Annotated in this window: 2 protein-coding genes; both read left to right on the top strand. The window is 58.4% G+C overall.

The window, feature by feature from the left end; genetic code table 11:
• On the top strand, positions 1 to 416 hold a 416-nt coding region (locus tag PAT3040_RS30190), incomplete at its 5' end, for a hypothetical protein (protein ID WP_181376931.1).
• A 184-nt stretch (positions 417 to 600) separates the two neighbouring features.
• Positions 601 to 991, top strand: a 391-nt coding sequence (locus tag PAT3040_RS30185; protein WP_146200596.1) for a stalk domain-containing protein, incomplete at its 3' end; no start/stop codon positions are given.

The raw sequence follows: 991 nt of genomic DNA, 5'->3' as shown, positions 1-991 counted from the left end.
GCAGCGGCTCAGATACGCCTGCCGCGAAACCGGAGCCAAGCGCGACGGCGCCAACGACTGGCGGCGGCAAGGCGAGCAAGAGCGAGATTGATGCGGCGGTTACGGCATCGATGGAGTCGCTCCGCAGCACTTGCAAGGCGACAAGCTCGAAGCTGGTGTCCTCGATCAAGGCGGAGATTGCCGAGAATAAGGAGGCAGCTCTTGAGACGCTCCAGTCGGAGTATCTGGGTCAAGTTGTTGCCGCCGAGGCTTCGTGCGACGCGCAATTTAATCAACTGGTAGGCGATGCGCAGGCGAAGTATAAGGATGCGGGCCTATCGGCAAGCGAGATGCCGGATTGGAGCTCGGAATACGAGCGGGCCAAACAAGATGCGCGATCGGCGGCGCTGGTAGAGATTGCGGCGGCACTGGACTAGGGCGTGACTGAAAACCCGCTCTGGGGCATCTTTCACCGCCTTTCCGCCCCCTGCTTCGTCACTTTTGCTTGATGTACCCCCGGTACACCTTCACAAAAGTTCCTTGCATGGAACGAAAATTCGGCAAAATCTGCTCCCCTCGGAGTATTCAGACACGCCCTAAGACGGAGAGGAAGATTAAAGAATGGCAAGGAAGAAGAAATTATGGGGGATGACGTTAATGGCGTCCCTGTTGTTAATGGCGACACCTCTGCAAGCGGCAATGGGAGCGGCAGAAGGCACCGGACGAGCGGCGGCTGTGCCTGCGTCCGCTGTTACTGGAGCGGGAGTGTCTTATGCAGCGGCAGCTGCGACAGTGAAGGCGCAGGCCGCGCAGCCTAAAAAGGAAACGACGGTGCAGGTCAAGACGCAGCCGGTCAGGCTCGTCTTCGACGATAAGGAACTGGCGCTGCCTAAGGGGCAGCACGCTTTTATCCATCAGGGGCGGACCTACGTGCCTATCCGTTATCTCTCCTATGCTTTGCTGAAGCAGGTGGGCTGGGATCCCGCAAAAAATCAAGTGACCATCTCGGAGC

The sequence above is a fragment of the Paenibacillus agaridevorans genome, from assembly GCF_003112455.1.
GTDB lineage: Bacteria > Bacillota > Bacilli > Paenibacillales > Paenibacillaceae > Pristimantibacillus > Pristimantibacillus agaridevorans.
Note: the sequence above shows the minus strand (reverse complement) of the source record. Positions and strands in the feature narration are given on the sequence as shown.